The organism is Bradyrhizobium ganzhouense (assembly GCF_049949285.1).
Lineage (GTDB): Bacteria > Pseudomonadota > Alphaproteobacteria > Rhizobiales > Xanthobacteraceae > Bradyrhizobium > Bradyrhizobium ganzhouense.
On the sequence record NZ_CP181318.1, the window covers coordinates 2,079,823 to 2,102,400 of the forward strand.

Consider the following 22,578-nt stretch of genomic DNA (forward strand, 5'->3'; position numbering starts at 1 on the left):
TAGCAACGACGCATAATCACGAGGCAGTGCGATGAATACCATCCAAACGACAGGCGCCGCGGTTGAAATTTCGCAGCTTTCGAAGGTCTACAAGACCCGCGAAGATGATGATGTCGTCGCCATCGAGCGGATAGACCTTCAGTTCGAGCCAGGCACCTTTGTCGCTGTGGTGGGGCCGAGCGGGTGCGGCAAGAGCACCTTGCTTTCAATGCTTGCGGGCCTTGTCTCCACTTCGACCGGAAAGATCGCCATTGATGGGGACGAGATCAGCCGTCCGCATCCCAAAATCGGCGTCGTCTTTCAGTCAGATCTGCTGCTTTATTGGCGCACCGTGCTCGATAACATCTTGCTGCCAATCGAGATCAAGAAGCTCAATCTTTCAAGGTTCCGAATGCGTGCCGAGGAGCTACTTGAGCAAGTTGGCCTCAAGGGCTTCGGCAACAAGTTTCCATCGGAGCTCTCGGGCGGCATGCGACAGCGCGTGGCGATATGCCGCGCGCTGATCCAGGAGCCGGGCCTGCTGCTGATGGACGAGCCCTTCGGTGCGCTTGACGCACTGACTCGCGAGCAGATGATCATGGACATGCAGTCTATGTGGCTGAGGGTGCAGAACACGGTTCTGTTTATCACGCACGGTATTGACGAAGCTGTATTTCTCGCCGATCGCGTGCTGGTCATGTCTCCGCGCCCTGGTCGAATCGATCTTGACCTAAAAATCGATATGCCCCGTCCCAGACAGTGGAGCAAGGTCCACGAGGACAAGGTCTATCATGGCTACGTGCGCCAGATCCGCGATATCTTCGAGGCTAAAGGCGTGCTCGTCGCCCACTGAGCAAGAGTAGGCGCGTCAGTTTTCAAGAGAACCAGGCATGAGTGCCGCAGGATGATTTCCTGCGAGAGATGACTTGCGTCCAAAATCATGCAGGCGTGAGCCTATTCAGGGACTTCATGCGGAATTGGGTGCGGTCCGCATGGATGTGGCCGCCGCCATTTCCCAGGCCGCGTCGCATTCCGACTATCGCGTTGAGTATGCCCGACGGGCAGCTCGTTTTTGAAGAGGGGGACTAAACATGCTTTCTGCCAAACTTGTGAGTCGAACAATACTTGCGGTCAGTCTGATCGCTTGCGCATGTACTGCAAGAGCTGCGGATGAACAGGCACCAGCCAAGGCAAAGCCAAAACCCGTTGCGGACGCTCCGTTCTTCCTGGTGAATGACAACCGGCTCACCTACTCCTACCAGTTCACGGCCACGGATCCCGGTGCGTTTAGCACCCGGCCGGACGGGACCATCAACGGCAAGACCGCTAAACAGGTCTATTCATTCACCCATTTCGACATATGGGCTTACGGCACAAACTTCTTCAACGTTGATATGTTGAAATCCGATCACAACGATCCTGCTTCACCTTGCTCGCCCGCCGGCGTCCTGCCCTTTGGGCCGCAAGGGACTTGCGCCGGCGCGACGGAGTTCTACGGCATAGAACGCAGCACGTTCGGCTGGAATGAGCTATTCAACACAAAGCAGTTCAGCATTGGGCCGCTGCGAAACATTTCGTTCGAGGTTGGCCTCGATCTCGGTACGGCGAATAGCTATTATGCACCTGCGACCAATAACGTCGTTGGCGGCCTGCAATTCGCTTTCGATCTTCCGTACAAGGGCTATATCAACGTGGCGCCGCTGGTCGTCAAAGGGTTGGCGAGCCACAAATCGTTTCTTCAGTGCGGTCTCTTTAGCCCGGGCGTTCCGGGGGTAACCTGCCTTGCGGACGGAAACCGGGTGTTCCCGGCGACCTGGAAGGTTGAAACCAATTACTACATGGATCTGGGATTCCTCCCCGAAAGCATCAGGTATTTCGCCATCAGCGGCCGTGTTTCCGTGACGGGAGCGAAGGGCGATATCAACACGCTCCCTGCGCTGTCCGGCGTTGGACGGTTCAGCAACGCCAGCAAGATCGAATTGAACAGCGAGCCGATCCGCTTGACGTTTGACGCCAGCAAAGCCTTCATCGGTCCAAAATACAGTCACTTCGTCGACGTCTGGGTTGCCTACCGATATTGGCAGAATAAGTATGGTCTCGATAGCAATGCCACTCCCGGCACTTGCACCGTCGCGGCAACGGGCGTCAGCACCAACAGCTGTACGGAAAAATCAGCCAGCGCGGGTGTCTCGGTGAAATTCTAGTACCTGGTCTCATTCGCACAGCAAGATGGCGCGGCGCTCAATCACGCGGCGCCATCAAAGCTCCTGATTGAACCGACATGACCATTTCCGCCGGCTCACCACTGAAAATGCTGAGCTGCGTCAAATCACCAACGTCGTCACTAGTGAATCAATTCGGCCGGCGTTCGTAACGCTGCACGCCGCCGTGTTCGCAAGCATGGTGGCCTGCTGGTGACGTCCTGATCGTCCGATTCGCAAAGCCGGTCTGCGCTTGGACGGTGTGAGGCTCGGCTTGGCTTGGAGGCGTCAGCCCACGCGAGAGATGGTGGAAATCGAAGGGGAATTTATGACTGCAAGGCACCGCAACGCGACGCGGAACAGCACCGTGGTGGCAGCCATGGCGCTGCTCGCAGCTATCGTCTTCTCATCGGCTGCCTTGGCGGCCGACGATGTGCGAGTGCGTTTCAGCTGGAAGCTCAAGGGCGAGTATGGGCACCTCTACCTGGCGCAGGACAGAGACTTTTATACTGCCAAGAACCTCGCCGTCCGCATGGGGGAAGGTGCGGGTTCGCAGGCGGCACTGGGCGCGCTCGTTCAGGGCCAGGAGGACATTGTCATCATGCCTGGGATCTTCGCTGCTTCCGCGATCCAGAAGGGCATGCCGATCAAGATCATCGCGCTCTACCATCCAAAGACGCCCGTCGTCATGATCTCTCATCCCGATAAGCCCATCCTCAAGCCACAGGATCTCGAGGGCAAGGTCGTGGCTCATGCCGTCGGCGAGACAGGCACATCCTATCTCGGAACCTTCTGCGCAGTGAATAAGATCGACTGCGCCAAGATCAAGAAGGTTCAGATGGACGCGCAATCGCGAGTACCCCAGTTCCTGCAGAACCAGGTGGACGCTGTGAGTATCTATCGCACCAGTGACCTGCCCGTCCTCGAGCAGCGGACCGGAATCAAGTTTCCGATCCTGGATCTCGCACAATTTGGGCTTGTCGTTCCGGGGCTGGCCGCAGTCACGAGCGATGCCGCTATTGCCAAGAAGCCGGATGTCCTCAAGCGCTATCTCGCTGCTGTTAGCGAGGGCATCGAGGCCACACGAAGTGATCCGAGGGCCGCTGCGAATGCCATCGCCAAGGTTTGGCAAGTCGGCCCGTCGGTGGACGTTATCGAAGCACAAGTCAGGGCAACGATTGACGCGATGGTGCCCGAGGAAGGAAAGCCCATCGGCTGGGTCGACGCGAAGCTCATCGAACAAGCGATCGAGTTGCTCAAGACCGAACAAGCGATCGATCATCCAAAACCCGCGGCGTCGTTCTTTACCAATGAACTCCTCGCCAACTGACTGGCCGGAGATAGCATGCGAGTCCGACTGTGGGCGTCGGGCTAGGTCAGACGATATGAATCCTGCGTATCATTGCGTTCACATATATTCCAGTCCGACGCCCACAGGTGGGACCGGGGCGGCAATTCTCGATGAACTGGCTCGCGGGCCTTTTACTGCATTGTTGCTTCGGGCAAGCCTGTGGTGAGACTATGCAAGCTGCTCTGTGCTCGTATCCACCTCCAAAGCTCAAAAGTCATCAGCGGATCCCAAGAAGCTTCCTCCGGTGCCTTTTCATGGCCCTGACCTTGAGAATCTCGGTCCGGCAGTTGAGTTGCTTGTGCAGATGGTCGCTGCACCGCGCATAGGACGGTAGCTCCGCGAAATCGCCTCAAAATCTCTAAACGATGACCACAAGAATCACGTTCGGTGCTGACGGCGCCATTCGCAGTATTGACGCGTTGAACGATCCGGTGAAAGCGAATGGCGTCGGAGTGATGGAATCGTTCAATCGCGAGCCTGTTCAGGAGAAATGATGAAGTTGGTGAAGACCTCTGTAGTCGCATGTGTCCTTTCGGCTTTGCTTGCGGGCCAGGTGCTCGCACAAGACCTTTCGACCGACGCCAAGAGCCGCGGCGGCATGCAAGGCAAGAGCATACAGGGTGGCATGAGCGATGATGAGGGTTCGACTGCTCAGCTCGGCGCTGCGGACCGAAAGGCGGGGATGAAGCCGGTCAAGAGCACAAAGGGTGCAGCCGGCACCACCGGAATCGCCCCGAACAAGGGGGCAGCTGACGATTCCTCAGACAGCGGCACGCCGACTGCTGGCAAGCGCCACTAACGCGGGCGACTCTTATCGGCAAACCTCCGGTCGCGGCAGGCGGCCGGAGGTTTTTTCCGTGCGTAGTTCGATCTCGGCGCGAATGGCCCAGCAGCAAGCAATTAAGTTGATTGCTGCGTCAAGGCTGTCAGCGCCCCCTTGCGGCTCGTCCACTAAAATGAGTTGCGACATAGGGGCGGAAGCATTTGCCGTTGGTCTTGCCGCGGAAGAAAGCTACTTGAGCTGGTCCAGTTTGCGCTCCAACACGGCGTCACTTCAATCCGCGACTTGTCTGGCTTGATTATCAATTAATATTTCTGGTTTCTCCCGGCGCGAGCGCGGATGATATGTGTTGTCAGCCAGCGTTGGGTGCGCCCCCACTGCTGATGCTATCGCCTATCGAGGTCGCGCAGCGCCGAATGGTGCTGTTCGGGGCGACGCCTCAAGCTCTGCAGCGGAGTACGTCGAGCGGCCACCCGCATGGATGAGGTCGTCACAGTACGTTCCGGCAGGATATCGCTAGCTAGGCCGAAGCCATATCTGCCGAGCGGATGGCTTGCCTGGGTCCGCTATGCAACAATAGCGACCGAATTGCAGCGTTGCCGCGAAATGACGCGATGGGCCAAGTCCGGTCATCCGAACTCTCTCAAAACTCGCACATTTTCAGACAGAATCGCCATGAGCCGACTTCTTGAATTATGCACACCGCTCCCGGCCGTGACGTCGCCAAGGAGGCCGAATTGGCCTATATGGTGATGCGTCGGCATCGGGAGGTCTATCGGCAGGTCTAATCAACGCACAAGACACCAAGCGAGCCAATTGACAGCCCGACACGCGCGCCGGATCAGCGCGGGGGAAGGGCGAGCAAGCGTTGGTCAGCGGTGTACTACGCTCAATCCGGCGATCTGACGGCTGTCGTTGCGCAGCCTGCCGGCGAGTCCTGTCAGTGAGTTTTCCGCTGGTTGCGCGTGGGGCGCAGGGTCGAGATTATCGATGCCGGTCGCCACTACCGAGACGCGGACGATACCCTCCAGGCTTTCATCGAACGATGCCCCAATGATGATGGTGGCGTCCTGGTCGGCCTCGTCGCGAATGCGGGTAGCAGCTTCGTCGACCTCGAATAACATCAGGTCCTTGCCGCCAGTGATGGAGATTATGAGGCCGCTGGCACGCTTGATCGACGGGTCATCGATCAATGGATTGGAAATCGCGGCCACGGCGGCGGTGAGCACGCGGTTTGCGCCAGAAGCCTCGCCCCTGCCCATCATGGCTTTGCCCTTCTCGCGCATTACGGCGAGAACGTCGGCAAAATCGAGGTTGATCAGACCTTCCTTGACTATGAGGTCGCTGATGCAGGCCACACCCGAATAAAGCACCTGATCGGCCAACGCGAAGGCATTGGAGAACGTGGTTTTCTCGTTGGCCACCCGGAATAGGTTCTGGTTCGGGATGATCAGCAGAGTGTCCACCACCTTCAGCAGTTCCGCGATGCCGGCCTCGGCAAGGCGCATGCGGCGCTGGCCCTCGAAGTGGAATGGCTTAGTGACTACACCGATGGTGAGAATGCCAAGCTCACGCGCGGTCTTGGCGATAATGGGCGCTGCGCCGGTGCCGGTACCGCCGCCCATGCCCGCAGTAACGAACACCATGTGTGCATCGGTCAAATGATCGCGGATCGCGTCGATCGTGTCTTCAGCTGCGGCGCGCCCGACTTCAGGATGCGAGCCAGCGCCGAGACCTTCCGTCACCCGCGTGCCCATCTGGATGAGACGCTCGGCCTTCGACATGGTAAGCGCCTGTGCATCGGTATTGGCGACGATGAAGTCGACGCCTTGCAGCCCGGCCGCGATCATGTTGTTGACTGCGTTGCCACCGGCACCGCCGACCCCAAACACGGTAATGCGCGCCTTCATCTCGCGAATATCGGTAACGTTAGTCATTTTTGCCTCGCAATTGCTCCACCGAGCTGGGGGATGAGAGGACACGGATTGCCATGCACCCGGACCTTGCTCCGAAAGTCAGCGCGGCAAGCGCAGTCGCTTGGCAAGCGACGAGCGGCCACTGGCGAGATTTTCAGGCACGCACCTAGCGCGGCATATGTCAGCGTCTCGGCGGACACCGGTTGTTCTCCTAGAACGAACCGAGCGGCAATCGGCTGATGATGACCGGGCAATGATGGCAGGCTAGGCCGCGATGGTTAACGAACTCCTAACGGGCGAGCAGAGGTCTGCCACTTGAGTGTGACCGGCGGGGATTGCGTCCCACCATCTGACCTCATCTCGAAAGTGCGCCGGCCTCGCGTGCTTGCCGAACCAATCTGTAGGCGACTCCGCGCCAATCGGTCCCAAAGGTATGTCCCTTCCGGGTCAATCGCGTCGATTTGGCCCCCGGGGCTATGACTTCTGGTCAACCGCCAGTGAGCGGACATCTTCAGCGCCGACCGGAAAGTCTCAAACGGGCCAAGAGGCGACCTCGTTACTCCGTCTGATAGGCGGACAACTGAACGTCCATCCCTGCCTCACCCGCAGCCGCAGCTAGTTGGGCCGGAATGGTCAAAGTCTTAGACAACGACGAATGGGGCCGTCAACAAGGCGCGTGGGCAAACATTCCGCCGAAACGCAATCGCAAAGACCCGATCTGCTTCAGCCCGTATCTGTATTGCGCGCGCAACCTGATCGAACGGTTCTTCAATAAGATCAGGCAATGTCGGGGTGTTGCCACCCGATACGACAAACTCGCAGCCAACTACCTGGCCTTCGTCAAGCTCGCATCAATCCGCATTTGGCTGCGTGCTAACGAGTCCGCGCCTAGCTCGGCTGCCCGGCTCGGGAGTTGACAACTAGGATATCAGGCGTTCTTCGCGGATTTGCCGTCGAGCCGGATGCAGTGAAGAAGTAATCGCGGTTTTTCGCGCAACGGGGGCTTTTGCCCTTCCTCATGCCAATCCGCTTTGCGAGCTTCATGCCCAGGCTGTCAATCGGCCCTTTAATTGCGGATTGATGTCAACCCTCGTTTTGAAGCCATTCGGCAAGACGGTAGCGCTCGGCCCGTTGGAGCGGGTCGGGGTTGCGGAGACGGGACGAGCGCGGCTGGTAGATCGATAGCCAGCTCGGTAGTATTGGTCGATTAGCCCTCACCTAAATTTCAACAATCCGCTGCCCGTCGCTGAGGTCATGGTCCTTTCCGAGGTCGCAAGCGCCTCATGATGATGTCCGGATCGGGTGCCTCATCGTTTGCAACGGCGTGCGGACGAGCCGCCACCAGCCGATTGACCGAGGTCACCACGACCACCGTCCCAGCGGGACATCGCTGGCCCGGCGGACCGGGCCAGGAGCTTACAAAATAAGGTCAGGCCGGCGCGTGGCCCCAGTCGAACGACGTTCCATCGACCCAAATGCAGTGGAGGATCACTGCGATCTTGCGGGCAATGGCGACCTTTGCCTTTTTCATTCCGATCCGCTTCGCGAGCTTCATTCCCCAGGCCTTGAGGGAAGACCATTTTTTGGTCCGATAGAGAAGGACGGTCGCTGCCTCGAACAAGTAAGTTCGGAGAAGCCTGTCGCCCCATCTGGATATCTTGCCACTAGCGTCTATTTCACCAGACTGGTTGCGCCGAGGTGTGAGGCCGAGATAGGCGCCGACTGCCGAGGCCGATCGGAAGCGAGACGGGTCATCGATCGTATGTCGGAATGTCAAGGCAGTCACCACGCCAACACCAGGGACCGTCATCAGGCGACGCGTCGTCTCGTCAGACTTCGCCAATCGGCGGACCTCGTCGTCGAATTTGCTCTGCTGCTGGCAGATATGCTCGTGAATCGTCAGGAGCGGCCCGATCACGTTGAGGAGTTGATGATCTTCGCCCAATAGCTCGCCGACCTGGTTACGGAACTGTTGGCCAATCGCGCGAGGGAATAGTAACCCACATTCCTTGATCAGACTGCGGACCTGGTTCTCGATATCCCGGCGTATGGACACAAGGCGGAATCGCGCGACAAGGATCGCTCGAACCTTTTGGCTCTCCTCGCTCTTGATTTTGACCTCTCGATACCACCCAACCCGCACCAGTTCGGCAAGGCCCCGAGCATCATTCCGATCGCTCTTGTTTATGCGGACCGACAGTGCCGCGTGCGCATGCCTAGCATCGATGCAAACGACGGGGAGTTCAACCCTACGAAGCTCGTGCCAAAGCCAGCTTGCCATCGCGCCCGTCTCAAAGCCGATGCGCTCTGCCAATGGCGCATGTTTGCGAAGCAGCTTGGACAGATCGCCGGGATCAGACTTGGCCTTTCCTTCAAAAAGCGTTTGACCAGTCTCGTTGACCACGCAAACCGAAGTCTCTCTTTGCGAGACATCCAGGCCGACGTATTGCCTCATGACAGCTCCTCCGAATCGCTTGATTGCGAGAGCTCGACGATAACGGAGCTTTTGTGCCTCGAGCGCTGACCGCAATTACGTCATCGTATTCAAGTTGACCTCCCGCGGATTATTCGCAAGCTTGCGCCGCACTTCCGGATTTCCTCCGCCACGGCCTCGTAGCTCGGGAGCCTTGTCGGCGCATTTCCGACGTGACGGACAATTGCAGCCGAGGGAGTTTACCTGATGCAAGGCGATCCGACATCGCACGGACTCTGGGAACTGACGGCTCCCCAGGCACCTCAGACCGGTCGTCTGGCCGGCAAGATTGACGTCGATATCCTCGTCATCGGTGGCGGATATACCGGGCTTTCGTCGGCTCTCCACCTTGCAGAAGGAGGAGCGCGCGTCGCGGTCCTCGAGGCGTCTGAAATCGGCTTCGGCGGCTCCGGACGCAATGTCGGTCTCGTGAATGCCGGTATGTGGGTCATGCCGGACACTCTCGTAGCGACGCTGGGACAAACCCTCGGGGAGCGCCTGATCGATCTGCTCGGCCATGGGCCGCGACGGGTGTTCGATCTGATCGCGCAACATGACATTGAATGCGAGCAAGAGCCAACGGGAACGTTGCACTGTGCAGTCGGACCCAGGGGATTGGAAGAAATCGAGGCTCGTGCTGAACAATGGCAGCGACGTGGTGCGCCGGTCGAGATTCTCGATGCCGCGGAGACGCGCCGGAGGATCGGCGGTGGCGACTACGCCGGTGCACTGCTGGATAAACGCGCTGGTACAATTCAGCCGCTGGCCTATGTTCGTGGTTTGGCTCGTGCCGCGCTTGCTGCGGGCGCGAAAATATTCACCCAGAGTGCCGCTCTCACCGCCAGCGACGGCGGCTCGCGCTGGAAGGTCAATACGGCAGCCGGATCTGTGCGTGCAGATTGGGTGATTGTTGCCACCGACGCCTACGCGCGAGGACCCTGGTCGCAGGTTCGGCAGGAGCAGATCGAACTGCCTTACTTCAACTTTGCGACCCAACCTCTCTCGGATAATTTGAGAGCATCGATCCTGCCCGAACGCCAGGGAGCCTGGGATACGAAACAGGTGCTCAGTTCATTTCGCTTCGACCGTGCAGGTCGGCTGGTTTATGGCAGCATCGGTGCTCTCGAGCGGAGCAGTGCAGCAGTGCACAGGGCGTGGGCCATCCGCTCGCTGGGCAAGCTGTTTCCTCAGCTCGCCGACATCGAATTCGAGACCGGTTGGTTCGGGATGATCGGTATGACCTCGGACAACCTACCCCGCTTTCACAAGCTGGACCGCAATGTAATTGCGTTCAGTGGATACAACGGCCGCGGAATTGCGCCAGGCACGGTGTTCGGCGGCGTGCTCGCGTCCTACGTGCTGGGGCACCTTGCGGACCAAGACCTTCCGCTTCCGATCACACCGGTGGAGGAGCCGCGCTTCCGCGACACGCGGGAGGCGCTCTATCGCATCGGGGCGCAACTCGTTCATTTGACCGAAGCCCGGCTCTGATCCGTCAGCTCTCGTTTGTCCGCGAGTTTCACGCAAAGCACATTGCTGGCTTCTCGCCGACATATGGCAATTCCGCCGGCCTCGGAGACGGCTATTGCCAATCTCGCTCGATCGCTGACGTAAGATGCCGACAACATGGTCGAACTCCCGACAGCGTTCTCAACGTGCCCACGAGTTTGAAAGAAGGAACCGAGCCGACTCCAGTCGCGATCTCCGCAAGTCAATCAAGCGGATCAGCGATGTTTTCTCCCTCGATGAAACTGGACGTCCGTGCTCACGCGCCATGGATTTGGCGCAGATCGGCACGCTTTGGACAAGCGCAATGCGAGACGCGTCCGGTTTGAGTATGAATTCCAGGCGGCCCTTGCGACAGCGCGTGGTGCGATCATTGTGAGTTTGTCAGCTTTGGTACCATTGTCCATGAGCTGACGCTACGCACACTGATGCGAAGGGTCTATGAACCCAGCTGTTTTCGTCGCGGCACGCAGCTTGCTTTGGTGGGCATACCATCACCATTCCAGGGCTTGGTGATGCAGGGGCGGACCGGACGCATCACCTGCGTTTGAGTCCGTCCCGTCGATCTGCGAGGCGACATGAAACGGCCGCCGGAAGAACAACGCAACAATCAGGGAGTGCCCCAATGGAAATCGTCTTGGGACTTTGCGCCGGGCTCGTTTTCACCGGCATCCTGGTTGCGTGCTACTGGGCAGTGCGGTGACAAGGAGCCGCAACGCGTGTCTTTGCTTTTGAAATTGATCGAACCTGACCCGCGCCATAGCCTCCTGAAGCGAGCCTTGTCGCACGGCTCGCAAGCCTTTGGGCTCGTCAACAATAATCTTTGGTATCGTCTTCCGAATAGAGCGCTGCAAAGTGCGTTTCCTGGCGTTTCTATTCCGGAGGCTACATTGAGGGACCCGCGCGCAGCCAAAGCGCGAAAGATGCCCCGCCACCGCTATCAAGTCGATCATAGCGTACGTTTCCGCCCCGCTTATTCCGACGAGTAATGAGACGCGACAATGTGATGATCCGCTCGGCTTTGGCTGTTCCGCCCAGCTTTGGTCAACGCTGGATTGGAAATCATAGGACCCACGCTGCCCACGGGCATAGCAGGCCAATGTCACCTGGACTGGCCAGTCTTGCTGCTTGCGCCGACTCGCTGCCGCGGATCGCACAAGCGCGGCTAATGGAACGGGATGTCGCATCTCAGTCAGCCGAACGAGCTCTGTGCCGCAATGGGCTATGCTGACGTGCTCATTGCTTCAAAGAAGTAAACCATTGCGGGCCATATGAGTTGCCAGCTTACGGGAATGTCCGATGCCCCGACGATCGGTCGTGGCGTCAGTTCTCCTTGGCAACTCTGGCCGCGCGATCGAGGACATCCCGATGTCCGGAGCACCCTGCCGAGTAGGCTCTGAACGGAGAACGTGGAGAGGCGACTTGCATGGAACGGTACACTGTCTACATGGTCAGACGCGACGGGCATCTCGTAGGCTTTGTCGAGTTTATCTGTTCGGACGAAGGGACCGCCACGGAGCGGGTGCGGAAGCTTGCAAGCGACCACGCGGTTGAGCTTTGGCAGAACGATCGTAGGATCGCAGCATATGAAGGACGCCGGTGGCTCCGCAAAAAGGAGATCGATTGAGATGAGCACGCGACGAAATTATTCGACGTGGGGAGCTGGCCGCCCGCCCCAGAATCGGCAGATGTTCGATATCCGCTAGCTAAGCAGGTTGCTCTCCGCAGAGTTGTCGAACATGCTCGGCACACAAACAAAAACCCCGGCATCGCTGCCGGGGTTTCGCATTCCGTGGTTCGCCTGAGTGGCCGGACTCAGAAGTCCATGCCGCCCATGCCACCCATGCCGCCGCCCGGGGGCATCGCCGGACCGGCGCCGCCCTTCTTGGGCAGCTCGGCGACCATGGCTTCCGTGGTGATCAGCAGCGCCGCCACGGAGGAGGCGTTCTGGATCGCGGTGCGAACGACCTTCGTCGGATCGATGATGCCCTTGGTGACGAGGTTGCCGTACTCGCCGGTCTGCGAGTCGAAGCCATAGGCGTACTGATCTTTCTCCAGGATCTTGCCGACGATCACCGAGCCGTCTTCACCGGCGTTGATCGCGATCTGGCGAGCGGGCGCGGACAGCGCCTTGCGCACGATCTCGACGCCGGTCTTCTGGTCGTCGTTCTTGGTGCGCAGGCCCTTGAGCTGCTCGGAGGCACGGAGCAGCGCGACGCCGCCGCCCGGGACGATGCCTTCCTCGACCGCAGCGCGGGTCGCATGCATCGCGTCATCAACGCGATCCTTGCGCTCCTTCACCTCGACCTCGGTCGCGCCGCCGACGCGGATCACCGCGACACCGCCCGCGAGTTTGGCGAGACGCTCCTGGAGCTTCTCACGGTCATAGTCCGAGGTGGTCTCCTCGATCTGCGCCTTGATCTGGGCCACGCGCGCCTCGATGTCGGCCTTCTTGCCGGCGCCGCTGACGATCGTGGTGTTCTCCTTGTCGATCATCACCTTCTTGGCGCGACCGAGCATGTTGAGCGTGACGTTCTCGAGCTTGATGCCGAGATCTTCCGAGATCGCCTGGCCGCCGGTCAGGATCGCGATGTCCTGCAGCATGGCCTTGCGGCGATCGCCGAAGCCCGGAGCCTTCACGGCCGCGACCTTCAGACCACCGCGCAGACGGTTCACGACGAGGGTGGCGAGCGCTTCGCCTTCGACGTCTTCCGCGATAATCACAAGCGGCTTGCCGCTCTGCACCACGGCTTCCAACAAGGGAAGCAGTTCATTCAACTGAGATAGCTTTTTCTCATTGATCAGGACGTAGGCATCTTCCATTTCAACGCGCATCTTGTCGGCGTTGGTGACGAAGTAGGGCGAGATGTAGCCGCGGTCGAACTGCATGCCCTCGACAACTTCGAGTTCGGTCTCGAGCGACTTGGCTTCCTCGACGGTGATGACACCCTCGTTGCCGACCTTCTTCATAGCGTCAGAGAGGAACTTGCCGATTTCGGCATCGCCATTGGCCGAAATGGTGCCGACCTGGGCGATCTCGTCGTTCGAGGTGACCTTCTTGGAGTTCTTTTGCAGGTCCGCCACGACCGCGTCTACGGCGAGATCGATACCGCGCTTGAGGTCCATCGGGTTCATGCCGGCGGCGACCGCCTTGGCGCCTTCGCGGACGATCGCAGCCGCGAGCACGGTCGCGGTGGTGGTGCCGTCGCCGGCCGCGTCAGCGGACTTGGAGGCGACTTCGCGCACCATCTGCGCGCCCATGTTCTCGAACTTATCGTCGAGCTCGATGTCCTTGGCGACGGTGACGCCGTCCTTGGTGATGCGGGGCGCGCCGAACGACTTGTCGAGCACGACGTTGCGGCCCTTCGGACCGAGCGTGACCTTCACCGCGTTGTTGAGGATGTCGACGCCGCGCAGCATGCGGTCGCGGGCGTCGACGCCGAATTTGACTTCTTTGGCTGACATATTGGTTTCCCTGAGTTGATTGGTCTCATCTCACTCTTGAGGCGCCCGGCAGGCGCTCCTCAGGGGTGAGCGGTGCGAGCAGTCGGATTAGGCGGCCTTCTTCTTGGCCGACGCATCGGTGAGAACGCCCATGATGTCGCTCTCCTTCATGATCAACAGCTCCTGCCCGTCGATCTTGACCTCGGTCCCCGACCACTTGCCGAACAGCGCGCGGTCGCCGACCTGGACGTCGATCGGGATCAGCTTGCCGCTCTCGTCGCGGCCGCCCGGGCCGACGGCGACGACTTCGCCCTGAGACGGCTTTTCCTTGGCCGTGTCGGGAATAATGATGCCGCCAGCGGTCTTCTCTTCGGCGTCGATGCGCTTGACCACGACGCGGTCGTGAAGCGGACGGAATTTCATGGAGTCCTCCTAAGCAATTGCTTGGGTTGGTGATTTAGGTGGTTAGCAGTCGATGCCCACGAGTGCCAATGCGGGCGGAGCACAGGTAGGGCTGGTCTTTTCGGGAAGCAAGGGCTCCTCGTAGAAAAAAGGCGCTCAGGTATTCGCCGGCTGTTCGGGGGGCATACCGACGAATGACCGGACCGGCGATCTGCCCTTGGTGCCTAGGATTTTCCTCACTATCCCGCGCGGACGCGAACTCGTGATGGCTCGCTGGTGCGTGCCGAGCTCGTGGCGGGTTCTGTGGACGCCACCAAGAAGCTGGAAGCAAAGGGCAGGCCAATCGACTTCCAGCAGCTGCTGAGGATGAGCTCGATGGCGGCACGACCAACGTCCGGTAGTGAGCGCGCGCACTGGAAGCGCTGGCTCGATCCGCAGAGCTGCTGCCTGGTGCCGTTCACCTCATTCTCCGAGGACGACACCATCGATGGCAAGAAGGTGTCGGTCCGATTCGCTCCCGACGAGAGCCGGCCTGTTCTCGACGATGGAGTTGCAGCCGGCAAGACGGAATGCATTTCCGCCAACGCCGCTGTGAGGCGTGCCGAGGCGTTGTCCCGCAAGCCCGGCATCATGGGCGCGGTCGCCTTCTCTGTTACCGAAGGACCCATCGCGCGGCGACTTCGGCGACGCCAAGGTGATCCGGAAATGCGGCGACGTACCCGAAGATCTGAGCACGCTGATCGTCCCGACGTCCGACGTCGCCACACCGCGGCGGTGGCATCAGAGCGGAATTAGCCAGCGGACTCGCATTTGAGGCATCGCCGCATCGTGGCTCCCTGCTATCACGATTGGCGGCCAAGTCATGGACTTCCTGCAACAAGAGCAGACGCGAATGATGCTGGAACGTGGCGTTGGGCGACACGAAGAAGGCGAGAGATCAACTGCGAGGATCCGCCGGATGCTCGGCGAAACCAGATGAACCGGGCAAGCTCGAACCCGATCCCGCAGGCTCCTCCGCGGCGAGCTTTTCGACTTGTTCGACGAACTCGGACCGGGTGCGTTGATCGCGTATCCGGAGAAAAGCACGGATCAGCCTAAGTCCCTGCAGATCGCTTCGCGTTGAAGACGCGTTGTCGTTCATTTTCGAGCTCCCTGGCTTTCTGTAGGTGGTTCAAGTCCGCAAGTGCAAGAATGATCCGTATCACGCGTCGGTTGCAACATAAATCCTACCAAAATGGAGGTGTTCCGCCCGGGCCTGAACGCAGGTTCACACGGAGCCCGTGCGGGGTAGGATGCGGGCCACAGTTTGCCCTTCATAGCCTCCCATCCAGGTGCAGAGACGATGAAGCGAAGCGCAACTCAGCGACGAGAGCGGCCATATGCCCATACGTTCCAATACACCAATCTAGTTGTGCGCCTTTCGACATATTCGGATGGGACAACGCGGCGGATGCTAGCCACAAAATGTCGGAAGCCAGCCACAGAACACCGCAATGAAGTCGTAGCGATCAAGTGAAACGAAGGGAGCCAGTACCACGCATATCGAAGGCTCGCTGAGGTGATCGCGTTATCGGTGGGCGCAGGGTAAAATCAGACAGAGAGCATAAGGTCGTAGCCTGTGGCAATTAATCGTCGAGACTTCGCTGCAACCGGGTTTTCTACGCTCGTGTGCGGATCCGCACTGATGCATCCGGGACGGGCCATGCCGTCCAGGAGGACAGTGGTCGCCGGCTATCTCGCCCCGTGGAAGGTCCGGACGGGCGGTCCAAACATCAAGACGATCCCGGCTCGCGAGCTGACCCATTTGATGTACGCGTTCGGCACCGTTTCGGCAGAAGGACTGGCTGGGCTTTCGGATCGTTGCCTCGACGCAGGAGCCTGCGACGGAACCGCGCCGTCGACCCCGTTCGGCGGCAATTTCGCCCAACTCGCCGAATTGAAGCGGAGCAGTCCGGAGCTCCGGATCCTGATTTCGTTCGGCGGCTGGAGCGGGTCGAAATATTTCTCGGCCGCCGCTGCCACGCCGAGGTCGCGCGCGCGGTTCGCACAATCCGTTATCGAGGCGTTCTTTCGACCCTATCCGGGTCTGTTCGATGGTGTGGATGTCGATTGGGAGTTTCCTGTCTCAGGAGGACGTCCAGGGAATCTCGCGCGCCTCGAAGACCGTACGAATTTCACGCTCCTGATTGCGGAGCTTCGCCGAAGACTCACTGAGTTTTCCGCATTGGAGCGCAGGGAGCTGGAGCTCACCATTGCCGTATCGGCCGTCCCCAATAAGATTGTCAATCTGGAAGCGGCCGCTCTCGCCAAGCTGATCGACCGGATTCATCTAATGGCCTACGACTATCATGCGGGCTCGACATTTGCCGGCTTCAATGCTCCGCTGTTCGCCTGTGCCGGCGATCCAAGTCCCAATCTCAATGTCGATGCAAGTGTGAATGCCTTGATCCGGGCCGGGGTGCCGCGGGCCAAGGTCACGCTCGGCGTAGCCTTCTACGGCCGAGCTGTTGCGGGCGTTCCGCAGGAGAACGGGGGGCTCTTGCAAAAGGGGACGACGGCGAGCGAGGAGTGGGGAGGGAGCGACGGCATCGATTATCGCGATCTCGTTGTCCGGCGACCGGAAGAGCAGGGCTTTCGCCGGTATTGGAGTGATGAGGCTCAGGTGCCGTGGCTCTATGACGCCGAACGGCGGATATGGATCAGCTACGACGATCCGCTATCCATCGCACGCAAGACGATGTACGCGCGCGCCCATGGACTCGCCGGGATCATGATCTGGGACCTGTTCGCCGACGACGGTTCGCTGCTGCTGGCGGCGCTCCGCATCCTTCCTGTGCGAAGATCCGAATAGAAGCGTCGTCATTACGTCGCCTTGAAGCGCGTCATCTGTGTTCGCCTCGAGCGAAATCAGCCGCGAAACGCGTTCGATGCTGTGAGATCAGAGCCACGTCGAATTGAAAACGGCGATGTCGGAAATCTGACAACCGGCAGCGTCGTTCCGGAGGCATGCTGGCGGCAATGCGGGTTTTTCGTCGTGATGCGACGTGCGCACCGGATCCCATCCGGTTGATCGCGAGGCCGGACGACTCTTCGCGACGCCTCACGCGAAGGCTTGAGCAACCCTGACCTGAGCCATGTCTGTGTATCGGTGTGGGGTCCCGACCCCGATCGCGCCATAAGTCACTGATCCATGCAACATAGACGAGGCATGCTTCGGCGCCGATTCACACGTGACCCCCTGCAGTGAAGACGGTGGTCTCGCCAGCCGGCCCCGTTCCTTATCAGGCGAGACATCGGCAGAGTTGCGGCGGATGCTCTATTGGCCTGCTTCAGATGCGCCTCACGATGAAGCCGTCGGCGATAGCAACGTAGATTGTGAGTCTTGAGACAAATGTCAGCAACTTGACGCTAAACACCACTACGAAGTGCCTGCAGAAACCGCCGAATTCAATTGGCTCGCGGTTTGCTTTGCTGACGCCATCATTGCCAATCGCAAGCGGTGATTTTCGAGGCGGACTAGGGCGCGCGTCGCAAGCGTGTGGTCTGGCCCCGACGGCTTGCTGTGGCGACAAGTAAAGGCGCTCGGTTGTGGACGGCGCAGAATGCAGGAAGTGTTTGGAATGCGATCTGGAGTTCTTCTTTCGGGAGTCGCAACAATTGCGCTCGTCGCAAGCGGTGCAGCCAATGCGGTAGACCTTTGGCCAGACGTGAAATTGCCAGCGGCGGTGTGGAGCTGGTCCGGAGGCTATATCGGCGGGAACGTCGGCGGTGGGTATGGCCGAACCTCATTCAGCAATCCCTACGGTCCCCCAATCTATGGCGGCGTGGTTGACACCCCAATGTTCCTCGCAGGTGGCCAGATAGGCTATAACTGGCAGAAGAACAGCTGGGTCTTTGGCGTCGAACTCGATGTCAGCGGTGCTGTCTCCGACGGCACAAATACCTGCCTCGCCTCCTCCGGCTTTGTTGTGAGCGCAAATTGCACGGCAGGTCCCAACGTCTTTGCGACCGGGACCGGCCGGGTCGGTTACACCTTTGGCCCGCATGGCCACACGCTGGCCTATCTCAAGGGAGGCGTGGCTTGGCAAAACAATCGCGGCGATGTCGTCAACAACAACGAGTTCAATGGCCGCGGGACTCAGGAGAACACCAGTTTCGACTATGGTCGGGTCGGCGGCATCATCGGGCTGGGCGTCGAGCAAGCGCTGACGTCTGCATGGTCGCTCAAGGTCGAATATGACTATCTGCATTTCGGTGGGCCGAGTGTCGCAACGCCTCCGACGGTGCAGCTTCCGCCGTTCGCAATCCTTCCGGCGAATACAACGAGCCTGTCCAGCAGCTATCACATCGGAACGATCGGTCTGAATTACCATTTTGACGCCGACCCTTGGGGTGCGCAACCATCCGATGAGCCGTTGTTCACGAAAGCAACGGGCAGCGCGTCGCCGACGGCTGACACAGCCGGTTGGTCGTTCGAGGGCGGCTCGCGGCTCTGGCTCAGCCGCGGACGATTCCAATGGAATGACAGCGCTGTGCCCAATGAAATCCCTGCTGGAGATCCTAACATTCTTGTATCGAGGATCACCCACCACGGTCTCAACGGACTTTCCGGGGAATTATTTGGCCGGGTTGACAGCCCGTGGGGAGTGTTTCTGAAGAGCAACGTTGGCATCGGTCGCTTCGACAAAGGAAGCACCAACGATGAAGATTGGGGAATTGATCGCAGCCTCTCCTATATCAACACGAGATCAGGCCAGGCAAACGGGAGGTTCACCTATTACACCGCCGACGTAGGTTACGATTTCCTGCGCGGCGCCACCTACAAGGTCGGCGGCTTTATCGGCTGGACCTACTACGAACAGAGCTCCGACTCCATCGGATGTGTACAGATTGCCAACCCGATGGGTGGATGCTCGCGGCCAGATCGAGATGGTGACGACACAGTCGTTGGAAGCCAGAATTCCCAGTGGAATGCACCTCGTGCCGGCCTAAGCGCCGAAACTATGCTCACCGAGCGTTGGCGTTTGAGTACCGACGTCGCTTACCTGCCTTGGACCGATTTCAAAGGACGTGACAATCATCTTGTGCGCCCGACGACCACCTTCATTGATCAACGCGGGAACGGAGGCGGGGGTGTCCAACTCGAAGGCGTGTTGTCCTACTTCATTACCAAGAACTTCAGCGTCGGCATCGGCGCGCGCTATTGGGCCATGTGGACCAAAAAAGACAGTGAAATGACATGCACAGGCTGTGATGGCCCGGGAACCACTGGGACTGAGCTTGCGAAGTTCAGCACGGAGCGCTGGGGTACATTCTTTCAGGCCTCTTATAGGCTCGATTGAAAAGATCACCTACAGCCAGCTCCAAGCATTGCAGGGGGCGAATTCGACCAAGCCGCGTTCAACGCCCCTGGAAACCAGATGAGCTCCGAACGAGCCGTCTGGTCTTCATCGGGCGCGACTTCTCCGAGGGCGTCTTGGAGGCATCGTCGCGACCGGCCCCCGACGTTTGCCTTCGGAGGCACACTCGCTCGAGGTTTTTTACCTCCGGCACGCTCCGATACGAAAGCAGGCCTCTGGTGATGGCCAGGGCGATCACGCGATCGCCCGATTCGAGCTGGAGAACACGCTCGGCGGACGGTTCAGTCCATAATGTTCACGCAGCGTCGTGCCAGTGTAGTCGTGACGGAACAGACCGCGCTTGCGCAGGATCGGCACGACTTGCTCGGCGAAGAGATCGAAGCCGCCGGGCAGCCACGGCGGCATGACGTTGAAGCCGTCTGCCGCGCCGTTGTCGAACCAGGTCTGGATACTGTCGGCAATCTTCTCCGGCGGCCCGGCAATCACCCAGTGGCCACGCGCGCCGGCGAGGCGCTGCACGAGCTGTCGGATCGTCGGCTTTTCGCGATCGACGATGTCGACCACGAGCTTGAAACGGCTGGCGACGCCCTGCGCGCCGCTGGTGTCGATCAGATGCCGTTGAAAGGGACCATCGAGGTCGAATCCGGTGAGGTCAAGACCGGTCATCTGGCGAAGCTGGGTCAGCGAGAATTCCGGCTGGATCAGCGCGTTGAACTCCTCCTGCAGGCGGTCAGCCTCAACCTGAGTGCTGGCGATGAAGGGGCTGATGCCGGGCAGGATCTTAATCTGATCCGGACTGCGGTCGAACGCGCGCGCCTGACGCTTGATGTCGGCATAGAATTCCTGGGCGCTCGCCAATGTCTGGTGTGCGGTGAAGATGGCTTCCGCAAAGCGTGCGGCAAAGGCCCGTCCGTCCTCGGATGAGCCAGCCTGGACATAGACCGGCCGCCCCTGCGGCGGCCGTGACACGTTGAGCGGGCCGCGTACGCGAAAATGCTTTCCAATGTGGTCGATCGCGTGGATCTTGCTGGTGTCGGCGAAAATACCGGAGACAGGGTCGTTGACCAGCGCGTCGTCTTCCCAGCTGTCCCACAACTTGGTGATGACATCGAGATATTCCCGCGCCCGCTCATAGCGTTCGTGATGCGGCGGATGCTCAGGCAGCCCGAAATTCTGGGCCGCCTGCGGCGAACTCGTGGTCACGATGTTCCACCCGGCGCGCCCGCCGCTGATGTGATCCAGCGAGGCGAACAGCCGCGCAAGATTATAGGGCTCGGTGTAAGTCGTCGACGCGGTCGCGATCAGGCCGATATGCTTTGTGGCCGATGCGATCGCCGTAAGCAGGGTGATCGGCTCGAGCCGGAACCGCTGCGCGTAGCGGACGTTGTCGGCCAGCGCCGGACCGTCGGCGAAGAACACCGCGTCAAACTTGTGCGCTTCGGCGCGCTGCGCCAGCTCCTGGTAGTAAGTGACATCGAGGATGCGGTCCGTCGTCGCCGCCTTGTGACGCCAGGCTGCCTCGTGGTGACCGTCAGGATAGATGAAGAAGTTGAGAGAAAGTTGCCGGTTGCTCATGGCCTGACTCGCAAATGTTGGACGTTGTCGAATGTTTGCGTCGTGCTTGCGTGTTGGTCCGAATCTATGTCGGGGATCGCGAAGCTGTCGATGAAATGAATTTGCGTTGTTGCGGGCGAAGCGAGCATGAAGCGCGTGAGCTCGTCGCCGATCGGAGACGAGTGCGTTCGTCGTCACGAACAACCGCAGCAATTCGAGCTGTTTCGTACCTCGGCTGGGTTGATTTGGCTGGCTGTCACGCCGGTCACACGGCGTAACGGACCATCACCATCGCAAATATTTCCGTGTCCGCTTGGCGTGCGAAGCGATCATTGCGCGCCGCGCAAAACAAAGCTGGTTTCGTTTCATTGACTGGATCGCGATCGCATTTACGATCTGCACTGTCCAAGCGAGATCGTTCACCATGCGGCAATCCGATCCAACCGTCGTTCGCGAAGCAGCCCAGCTGATCTCGGCTCTGCGTGTGCGGTGCTGCGACGGCGCGATCGCGGAGAGCTGTACCGCCGGGATCCGTGGTGCCGCGGACCATCTAGCCGCCGACGTGATCCCCTAAGACCACATCCAAGACTTCATCATCATTCTTCGCCGCTGCTCGTACGACCGGCGCATGGCGGAGCTTTGTCCAGAACATCACAGGAAAGACCACGATCATGAGCACCACGACCACCACCATCGACAACGTCATCCCGCGCGCCGACATCGTGAAACGCGCGGCACGGCTCGGCGCCGAGATCAGGAACGTCAAGCTGTCGGGCGACCTGCCTGACGACGTCGTTCGCGCCATCAACCAGGTGCTGCTCGAGCACAAGGTCATTTTCTTCAGGGACCAGGGGCATCTCGACGACGCCGAGCAGGAGCGCTTTGCCGTCAGACTCGGAAAACTCGTGCCCCATCCGACGGTCGGTGCGACCAAGGGCACGTCGTCGATTTTGGAGCTCGACTCGGGTCGGGGCGGTGGCCGTGCCGACCAGTGGCACACGGACGTGACTTTCGTCGACGCCTATCCGAAGATTTCGGTTCTGCGAGGCGTGGTGATCCCGCCGTGCGGCGGTGACACCCTATGGTCGAGCACGGCGGCAGCCTATCTCGACCTGCCGGCGCCGCTGCGCAAGCTCGCGGATGAGCTCTGGGCGGTCCACAGCAACGCCTATGACTACGCCGTGAAGACGCGCGCGAGCGAGGCGGATAGAAAGCACTTCGACGAGGTGTTTACCGGCACGATCTACGAGACCGAGCATCCGGTGGTGCGCGTTCATCCCGAGACCAGCGAGCGCACGCTCGTGCTGGGCAATTTCGTGCAGCGCTTCGTCGGCCTGCCGAAATATGACGGGCAGAAGCTGTTCGAGCTGTTCCAATCCCACATCACTGCGCCGGAAAACACCGTGCGCTGGACTTGGCAGACCGGTGACGTAGCGATCTGGGACAACCGCGCAACCCAGCACTACGCCGTCAACGACTATGGCGACCAGCACCGCGTCGTTCGCCGCGCCACCATCGACGGCGAGGTACCGCTCAGTGTCGACGGTCGCCGTAGTGTGACGCGCATCAAAGCGTCGAAACCGCAGACGGCCAAGGCCGCCTGATCCCGCT

The 22,578-nt window shown here is 59.8% G+C and carries 17 protein-coding genes and 3 pseudogenes; 13 read left to right on the plus strand and 7 right to left on the minus strand.

All coding sequences use genetic code 11. The features are described from left to right. The first annotated feature begins 31 nt into the window (after positions 1-31). The 5 genes from ACLFLU_RS09530 (at position 32) to ACLFLU_RS09550 (ending at position 4,330) form a co-directional block, all read left to right on the plus strand. Positions 32-832, plus strand: a complete 801-nt coding sequence (locus ACLFLU_RS09530; RefSeq protein WP_426411945.1) for an ABC transporter ATP-binding protein — start codon at positions 32-34, stop codon at positions 830-832. 238 nt (positions 833-1,070) lie between these two features. Then, complete coding sequence (locus ACLFLU_RS09535; RefSeq protein WP_426411946.1) at positions 1,071-2,183, plus strand: hypothetical protein; 1,113 nt, start codon at positions 1,071-1,073, stop codon at positions 2,181-2,183. A gap of 301 nt (positions 2,184-2,484) precedes the next feature. Further along, entirely contained in the window at positions 2,485-3,510 is a 1,026-nt protein-coding gene (locus tag ACLFLU_RS09540; protein WP_426411947.1) for an ABC transporter substrate-binding protein, read from the plus strand. A gap of 386 nt (positions 3,511-3,896) precedes the next feature. Further along, the gene (locus tag ACLFLU_RS09545) at positions 3,897-4,025 is read left to right on the plus strand and encodes a hypothetical protein (RefSeq protein ID WP_426411948.1); all 129 of its coding nucleotides are present in this window, start codon (positions 3,897-3,899) and stop codon (positions 4,023-4,025) included. Then, on the plus strand, positions 4,022-4,330 hold the full coding sequence (locus tag ACLFLU_RS09550; RefSeq protein ID WP_426411949.1) for a hypothetical protein: 309 nt from the start codon (positions 4,022-4,024) through the stop codon (positions 4,328-4,330). Before ACLFLU_RS09545 ends, ACLFLU_RS09550 begins: the two co-directional genes overlap by 4 nt. Before the next feature lie 854 nt (positions 4,331-5,184). Here the strand turns inward: ACLFLU_RS09550 and ftsZ are convergent. After that, entirely contained in the window at positions 5,185-6,249 is a 1,065-nt protein-coding gene (gene ftsZ, locus ACLFLU_RS09555; protein WP_426411950.1) for a cell division protein FtsZ, read from the minus strand. 647 nt (positions 6,250-6,896) lie between these two features. On the opposite strand from ftsZ, the pseudogene ACLFLU_RS09560 reads away from it, so the two are divergent. Further along, positions 6,897-7,145 (plus strand): annotated as a pseudogene (locus tag ACLFLU_RS09560) (IS5/IS1182 family transposase); the annotation flags it as partial. A 512-nt stretch (positions 7,146-7,657) separates the two neighbouring features. Here the strand turns inward: ACLFLU_RS09560 and ACLFLU_RS09565 are convergent. Next, positions 7,658-8,683 carry an IS110 family transposase gene (locus tag ACLFLU_RS09565; protein ID WP_426411951.1) on the minus strand — a complete coding sequence of 342 codons (1,026 nt, stop codon included), beginning with the start codon at positions 8,681-8,683 and terminating at the stop codon, positions 7,658-7,660. A gap of 225 nt (positions 8,684-8,908) precedes the next feature. Here ACLFLU_RS09565 and ACLFLU_RS09570 point away from each other — a divergent pair, with 225 nt between their 5' ends. Together ACLFLU_RS09570 and ACLFLU_RS09575 are read left to right on the plus strand one after the other, a co-directional pair. Continuing rightward, complete coding sequence (locus ACLFLU_RS09570) at positions 8,909-10,192, plus strand: NAD(P)/FAD-dependent oxidoreductase (protein WP_426411952.1); 1,284 nt, start codon at positions 8,909-8,911, stop codon at positions 10,190-10,192. A 593-nt stretch (positions 10,193-10,785) separates the two neighbouring features. Continuing rightward, positions 10,786-11,196 carry a hypothetical protein gene (locus ACLFLU_RS09575; RefSeq protein ID WP_426411953.1) on the plus strand — a complete coding sequence of 137 codons (411 nt, stop codon included), beginning with the start codon at positions 10,786-10,788 and terminating at the stop codon, positions 11,194-11,196. Between the two features lie 826 nt (positions 11,197-12,022). On the opposite strand, the gene groL is transcribed toward ACLFLU_RS09575, so the two are convergent. Together groL and ACLFLU_RS09585 are read right to left on the minus strand one after the other, a co-directional pair. Next, positions 12,023-13,672 carry a chaperonin GroEL gene (groL, locus tag ACLFLU_RS09580; RefSeq protein ID WP_234685026.1) on the minus strand — a complete coding sequence of 550 codons (1,650 nt, stop codon included), beginning with the start codon at positions 13,670-13,672 and terminating at the stop codon, positions 12,023-12,025. Positions 13,673-13,759: 87 nt separating this feature from the next. After that, positions 13,760-14,074, minus strand: coding sequence for a co-chaperone GroES (locus ACLFLU_RS09585; RefSeq protein ID WP_426411954.1), 315 nt, complete (start codon positions 14,072-14,074; stop codon positions 13,760-13,762). Between the two features lie 477 nt (positions 14,075-14,551). On the opposite strand from ACLFLU_RS09585, the pseudogene ACLFLU_RS09590 reads away from it, so the two are divergent. Then, a pseudogene (locus ACLFLU_RS09590) lies at positions 14,552-14,792 on the plus strand (hypothetical protein); the annotation flags it as partial. A gap of 198 nt (positions 14,793-14,990) precedes the next feature. Here ACLFLU_RS09590 and ACLFLU_RS09595 read toward each other — a convergent pair. Continuing rightward, positions 14,991-15,194 (minus strand): hypothetical protein, encoded by a 204-nt coding sequence (locus tag ACLFLU_RS09595; RefSeq protein WP_426411955.1) that lies wholly within the window; start codon positions 15,192-15,194, stop codon positions 14,991-14,993. Between the two features lie 579 nt (positions 15,195-15,773). On the opposite strand from ACLFLU_RS09595, the gene ACLFLU_RS09600 reads away from it, so the two are divergent. From ACLFLU_RS09600 to ACLFLU_RS09610, 3 genes and pseudogenes are all read left to right on the plus strand, one after another. Continuing rightward, positions 15,774-16,904: a glycoside hydrolase family 18 protein gene (locus ACLFLU_RS09600; RefSeq protein ID WP_426411956.1), complete on the plus strand. Its 1,131-nt coding sequence runs from the start codon at positions 15,774-15,776 to the stop codon at positions 16,902-16,904. 751 nt (positions 16,905-17,655) lie between these two features. Beyond that, positions 17,656-19,395, plus strand: coding sequence for an outer membrane protein (locus ACLFLU_RS09605; protein WP_426411957.1), 1,740 nt, complete (start codon positions 17,656-17,658; stop codon positions 19,393-19,395). After that, positions 19,392-19,484 (plus strand): annotated as a pseudogene (locus ACLFLU_RS09610) (hypothetical protein); the annotation flags it as partial. The gene ACLFLU_RS09605 and the pseudogene ACLFLU_RS09610, both read left to right, overlap by 4 nt. 163 nt (positions 19,485-19,647) lie before the next feature. Here the strand turns inward: ACLFLU_RS09610 and ACLFLU_RS09615 are convergent. After that, positions 19,648-20,988, minus strand: coding sequence for an LLM class flavin-dependent oxidoreductase (locus ACLFLU_RS09615; RefSeq protein WP_426411958.1), 1,341 nt, complete (start codon positions 20,986-20,988; stop codon positions 19,648-19,650). Between the two features lie 529 nt (positions 20,989-21,517). Continuing rightward, the gene (locus ACLFLU_RS09620) at positions 21,518-21,661 is read right to left on the minus strand and encodes a hypothetical protein (protein WP_426411959.1); all 144 of its coding nucleotides are present in this window, start codon (positions 21,659-21,661) and stop codon (positions 21,518-21,520) included. On the opposite strand from ACLFLU_RS09620, the gene ACLFLU_RS09625 reads away from it, so the two are divergent. Beyond that, positions 21,639-22,571, plus strand: coding sequence for a TauD/TfdA dioxygenase family protein (locus ACLFLU_RS09625; RefSeq protein ID WP_426411960.1), 933 nt, complete (start codon positions 21,639-21,641; stop codon positions 22,569-22,571). The two genes, ACLFLU_RS09620 and ACLFLU_RS09625, sit on opposite strands and share 23 nt — an antisense overlap. Positions 22,572-22,578 lie beyond the last annotated feature (7 nt).

Coding starts and splice junctions, on each gene's coding strand:
- ACLFLU_RS09530 (WP_426411945.1), top strand. CDS start 32: ATGAATACCATCCAAACGACAGGCGCCGCGGTTGAAATTTCGCAGCTT.
- ACLFLU_RS09620 (WP_426411959.1), bottom strand. CDS start 21,661: ATGGTGGTGGTCGTGGTGCTCATGATCGTGGTCTTTCCTGTGATGTTC.
- ACLFLU_RS09605 (WP_426411957.1), top strand. CDS start 17,656: ATGCAGGAAGTGTTTGGAATGCGATCTGGAGTTCTTCTTTCGGGAGTC.
- ACLFLU_RS09540 (WP_426411947.1), top strand. CDS start 2,485: ATGGTGGAAATCGAAGGGGAATTTATGACTGCAAGGCACCGCAACGCG.
- ACLFLU_RS09585 (WP_426411954.1), bottom strand. CDS start 14,074: ATGAAATTCCGTCCGCTTCACGACCGCGTCGTGGTCAAGCGCATCGAC.
- ACLFLU_RS09595 (WP_426411955.1), bottom strand. CDS start 15,194: ATGAACGACAACGCGTCTTCAACGCGAAGCGATCTGCAGGGACTTAGG.
- ACLFLU_RS09570 (WP_426411952.1), top strand. CDS start 8,909: ATGCAAGGCGATCCGACATCGCACGGACTCTGGGAACTGACGGCTCCC.
- ACLFLU_RS09575 (WP_426411953.1), top strand. CDS start 10,786: ATGAAACGGCCGCCGGAAGAACAACGCAACAATCAGGGAGTGCCCCAA.
- ACLFLU_RS09545 (WP_426411948.1), top strand. CDS start 3,897: ATGACCACAAGAATCACGTTCGGTGCTGACGGCGCCATTCGCAGTATT.
- ACLFLU_RS09615 (WP_426411958.1), bottom strand. CDS start 20,988: ATGAGCAACCGGCAACTTTCTCTCAACTTCTTCATCTATCCTGACGGT.
- ACLFLU_RS09550 (WP_426411949.1), top strand. CDS start 4,022: ATGATGAAGTTGGTGAAGACCTCTGTAGTCGCATGTGTCCTTTCGGCT.
- ftsZ (WP_426411950.1), bottom strand. CDS start 6,249: ATGACTAACGTTACCGATATTCGCGAGATGAAGGCGCGCATTACCGTG.
- ACLFLU_RS09565 (WP_426411951.1), bottom strand. CDS start 8,683: ATGAGGCAATACGTCGGCCTGGATGTCTCGCAAAGAGAGACTTCGGTT.
- ACLFLU_RS09535 (WP_426411946.1), top strand. CDS start 1,071: ATGCTTTCTGCCAAACTTGTGAGTCGAACAATACTTGCGGTCAGTCTG.
- groL (WP_234685026.1), bottom strand. CDS start 13,672: ATGTCAGCCAAAGAAGTCAAATTCGGCGTCGACGCCCGCGACCGCATG.
- ACLFLU_RS09625 (WP_426411960.1), top strand. CDS start 21,639: ATGAGCACCACGACCACCACCATCGACAACGTCATCCCGCGCGCCGAC.